The sequence below is a fragment of the Kitasatospora sp. NPDC059803 genome, from assembly GCF_042732255.1.
GTDB lineage: Bacteria > Actinomycetota > Actinomycetes > Streptomycetales > Streptomycetaceae > Kitasatospora.
Genome location: NZ_JBHWIJ010000455.1, coordinates 1 through 4,441, shown reverse-complemented (window position 1 = coordinate 4,441; position 4,441 = coordinate 1). Strand labels below are relative to the sequence as shown.

Below are 4,441 nucleotides of genomic sequence, written 5' to 3'. Positions count from 1 at the left end.
GTTCGTCAGGGAGCCGTCAAGATCACGGGTGGTGCCGGTGAGCGGCCCTAGCATCCGGAGGACCGTTCTCCGCTGCGGATCCGCAGACGGACGCCACCTCGCCGAATGATCGGGGCACTTCAGCATGCGCGCTTCCTCCCGCCGGACGGCCAGGGCGACCCAACGGGCCGTCGCCGGAACCCTGTTGGCGGCCCTGGCCTCGACCGGCCTGATGGCCGTGCCGCAGCAGGCCTCGGCGGCGACCGACTGCCCGGGCATCGAGCCGGGCGTCGGCGGGCCCGCCAACATCGGCAACGGCAACTGCTACAGCGCGCTGATCAGTTCCATCGGCGCCATGATCGGGGGCTTCCGCAGCGCGGCCCTCACCGCGCAGGCCGACAACGCGGCGTTCACCCAGGGGATGGCCGGCCAACTGAGCGCCGCCGCACCGGGGTTCAATGTGATGGTGTTCAAGTACGACGGCACCGACCTGTACGACACCCTCTGGTTCCGCAACGTCTACGAGGCGGACATGCGCGGGGTGCTGATCGACCAGACCGTCAAGCTGGAGCACCACGACAGCGAGGGCGGCCCGACCGGCTACGACGACTTCCGGATCTGGGTCTTCGCGGGCGAGTCGACCTTCACCAACAAGGGCGACGGCGGCTACGGGAACTGGGCCTTCGTCGGCAGCGACTCGGACCGGACCGTGACCACCTCCCGGTCCTGCGTGCTGATCCGCTGCTACGACAGCAAGCGGATCATCCACTTCCCGGCCCGCGAGATCCCGGCCGACATCGCGGGGACCCCTGGCACCCCGGGCGTTCCCGTCACTCCCGGCATCCCCGGTACGGTGCCGGGCGTCGGCACCGGTGGGACCGCCACCCCGGGTGTCCCGGCCAAGCCCGGTACGGTGCCGGGCGTCAGTACGGGCGGGACTGCCACCCCGGGCGTCCCGGCCAAGCCCGGTACGGTGCCGGGCGTCGGTACGGGTGGGACCGCCACTCCCGGTGTGCCCGCGCACCAGGGCGGCGGTGGCGGCGGTGACGCCGTGACCGGGCTGCTGTACCCGAAGGTGAAGACCGGCCGGGGCCCGGTGGCCACCGGGGCTGCCTCCGGCCCCTCGATCCTCGCCGGCACCAGCGGCCCCAAGAACACCGGCTGGCAGTTCACCGCGCTGGGCAACGGCCGCTACAAGATCACCAGCGCCGTGTCCGGCCTCGCGCTGACCGAGAACACCAAGGGCTACGTCGCCGACGCCAAGCCGTGGACCGGCGCCGACGAGCAGAAGTGGCAGCTCGTCGCGCAGGGCGACGGCCAGTACCGGATCCGGATCACCGACCAGGACTGCCTGACCTACGACGAGGACGCCAAGGCCCTGGGCGTCTGGACGTGCGACAGCGGCTGGAACCAGCAGTGGAGGCTCCAGTAGCAGCCGCCGGGTCCGGGGCCTAGCCGAGGAGGGCTCCGGTGCCCGTGAGGAGCAGGAGGGCGGCGGCGTTGGCGCGCGGGTATGCGAGTGCCGTGCCGACCGCCTCCCGCAGCAGTGCGTACGGGCCGTGGGCGAGCAGTCCGTCCGCGCCGACCACCCGGCCGGGGGCGCCGGCCCGGCGGGCGGCGAGCGCGGTGCGGGCGGTGTGGAAGCCGCTGGTGACGACCGTGCACCGGTAGCCGGGCCGTTCGGCGGCCATCAGCGCCGCGCTGAAACGCAGGTTCTCGACGGTGTTCACGGCCCGTTCCTCGCGCCGGATCCGATCGGCCGGGACGCCCCGGGCGGTCAGGTAGCGGGCCATCGCGGCGGCCTCGGTGCACTCCTCGTGCGGGCCCTTCCCGCCGGTGACCAGGAGCAGCGGCGCGTGCCCGGCGGCCTCCTCGGCGGCGAAACGTTCCAGCGCGGCGTCCAGCCGGGCCGCCAGCGGCGGGGCGGGCTCGCAGCCGTCCAGGGCGGCGCCGAGGACGACCAGGTAGTCCGCCCCGACGGGGGTGGGGCGGCGCCCCTGCCGCAGCGCGCAGCCGAGGAAGCCGAGCAGCCAGAGCAGGACGTACCCGCCGAGCAGGACGGCGACGATCAGCAGAGCGTGCATACCGTCCGAACGTATACGGCGGAACCCCCGTTCCACTGGGCGGTTTCCAGGGGACGGGGGTTCCGTGGTGCAGGCGGCGGCGGGCTCAGCCGACGTCGGCCGCCGGGGTGACGGGGGTGACGGGGGTGACAGTGGCGGCGGGGGAGGCCGGGGCGGCGGGGGCCGCCGGGCCCGGGCCGCGCTTGTGCAGCGAGGCCAGGTAGGCGTTGTACGCCTCCAGCTCGGCGTCGCCGCTGCGCTCCTCGGCGCGGTCGCTGCGGCGGGCCTGCCGCTGTTCGGAGCGCATCCACTGGTACACCAGCGCGATCAGCACGATCGCGGTCGGGATCTCGCCGAACGCCCAGGTGATGCCGCCGGCCAGCTTCTGGTCCTCCAGGAGGTCGGTGCCCGGCGGCGAGCCCTCCACGGTGAAGGTGGTGACCAGCGGGTGGCTGGCCATCATCACGGCCACGCCGAAGAAGGCGTGGAACGGCATGCCCATGAACAGCTCGATGATCCGCATCACATGGCTGGGGCGGTGCGGGCCCGGGTCCACGCCCATGATCGGCCAGAAGAAGGTCAGACCGGTGAGGAGGAAGTGCACCATCATGAAGATGTGCCCGGCGCGGTACTGCATCAGGAAGTCGAACAACGGGGTGAAGTAGACCCCGTACAGGCTCGCGATGAACATCGGGATGGTGAAGGCCGGGTGCGAGATCACCCGGACATACCGGCTGTGCAGCAGCGCCACCAGCAGCTCGCGCGGCCCGCGCGGGCGGCCCCGGCCGGCCGGCCGCAGGGCGCGCAGCGCCAGCGTGATCGGGGCGCCCAGCAGCAGGAGGATCGGCGTCAGCATGGACAGCACCATGTGCTGGATCATGTGTGCGCTGAACAGCACCATGCCGTAGTCGTTCAGCCCGGTGCAGGTGACCAGGATCAGGCTGCCGACACCGGCCGCCCAGCCGACCATCCGGCCGACCGGCCAGCGGTCGCCGCGCCGGTGGAGCCGGACCACGCCCGCCGCGTACAGCGCCAGGGCGGCCAGGCCGCCCAGCAGGAACACCCAGTCGGGGGACCAGGTCCAGACGTTGGACAAGGTGAACGGGCCTAGCTGGGTCATCCCGCCGTGGTGGTGCATGCCTGACATTCCGTCGCCCATCGGGGGGCCCTGCTTTCCGTCCTGGTGGCCCCTGGAGGGGGTCCGGTTCGCCCGTTTTGCTTGGCCTACAGCCTAGGTGGGCCTTACCTCGGGCCGTGCCCCGCCCCCTCCGTACGGGTGGCCGCCGGGCGGGTGGCGGCTGGATAGACTGACCGGCCGGTCGACGGCGACACGCCGATACGGCGACACGGGACACGCCGATACGGCGACACGGTGGGACGGCGAGGGGTGCGGCATGGCGGCGGGACGGCGGCACCCGGAGCGCACCACGGTCGCGCTGACCGGGGCGACCGGCTTCATAGGCTCCGCGGTGCTGGCCGCCCTGACCGCCCGCGGCGCGCGGGTGCGCGCGCTGGCCCGCGCAGTGCCGGACGGGCGCGGCCCGGCCGTCTGGGTGCCGGGCGACCTCGCCGACGGGGCGGCGCTGGCCGCGCTCTGCGAGGGTGCCGACGTCCTGCTCCACCTGGCCTCCCGGGTCTCCGGGGGCGCCGAGGAGTGCGCGGCGGTGAACGTGCACGGCACCGAGGCGGTGACGGCCGCCGCGACCCGGGCCGGGGTGCGCCGGATCGTCCACCTGTCGACGACCGCGGTGTACGGCGAGGGACCGCACTCCGGCATCGGGGTCGACGAGGTGCCGGCCGCCCCGGTCTCCGAGGCCAGCCGGACCAGGCTGCTCGGCGAACGCGTCGCGCTGGCGGCCGGCGCCGTCGTGCTGCGGCCCGGCCTGGTGACCGGGACGGGTGACCGCTGGGTGGTGCCCGCGCTGGCCGAACTGGTCCGCCGGGTGCCGGTGCCCTGGGTGGGCGGGAACGCCAGGCTCTCCGTGGTGGACCGCGCCGACCTGGCCCGGCTGATCGCCGCGCTCGCCCTGGACGACCACGCCGTCCCGCCCGGCGTTCAGCACGCGAGCCACCCCGACCCGGTCCGGGCCGGTGACCTGCTCGCCGCCCTGGCCGGCCTCGGCCTGCTGCCCGCCCTGCCCGGCGTGGACGGCCCGGGCGGCGCGGATGGCCCGGACGGCCCGGGCGCCTCGTGGGACGAATGCCGGCGTCTGCTCGCCGCCACCCCGGGCCGCGTCTCCGAGCGGCAGTTCTCCCTGATCGCCCGCGACCACTGGTACCGGGGGGACGACGTCTGGCGTCTCGCCGCCTGCCCGCCCGGCCCCGGCCCCCTCGCCCGGCTACCCGCCGCCGCCCCCTGGTACCGCCAGGCGCTGGGGCTCGCCGCACCGGCGTAGGAC

At 74.4% G+C, this 4,441-nt stretch carries 4 protein-coding genes; 2 read left to right on the top strand and 2 right to left on the bottom strand.

Going from position 1 to position 4,441, the window contains the following annotated elements; genetic code table 11:
• Positions 1–124: 124 nt before the first annotated feature.
• The gene (locus ACFV6I_RS37905) at positions 125–1,411 is read left to right on the top strand and encodes an RICIN domain-containing protein (protein WP_380430664.1); all 1,287 of its coding nucleotides are present in this window, start codon (positions 125–127) and stop codon (positions 1,409–1,411) included.
• Positions 1,412–1,430: 19 nt separating this feature from the next.
• On the opposite strand, the gene ACFV6I_RS37900 is transcribed toward ACFV6I_RS37905, so the two are convergent.
• Entirely contained in the window at positions 1,431–2,063 is a 633-nt protein-coding gene (locus ACFV6I_RS37900; protein WP_380430662.1) for a YdcF family protein, read from the bottom strand.
• Positions 2,064–2,148: 85 nt separating this feature from the next.
• Positions 2,149–3,180 (bottom strand): cytochrome c oxidase assembly protein, encoded by a 1,032-nt coding sequence (locus ACFV6I_RS37895; RefSeq protein ID WP_380430660.1) that lies wholly within the window; start codon positions 3,178–3,180, stop codon positions 2,149–2,151.
• 256 nt (positions 3,181–3,436) lie between these two features.
• On the opposite strand from ACFV6I_RS37895, the gene ACFV6I_RS37890 reads away from it, so the two are divergent.
• Positions 3,437–4,438 carry an NAD-dependent epimerase/dehydratase family protein gene (locus tag ACFV6I_RS37890; RefSeq protein WP_380430657.1) on the top strand — a complete coding sequence of 334 codons (1,002 nt, stop codon included), beginning with the start codon at positions 3,437–3,439 and terminating at the stop codon, positions 4,436–4,438.
• Positions 4,439–4,441 lie beyond the last annotated feature (3 nt).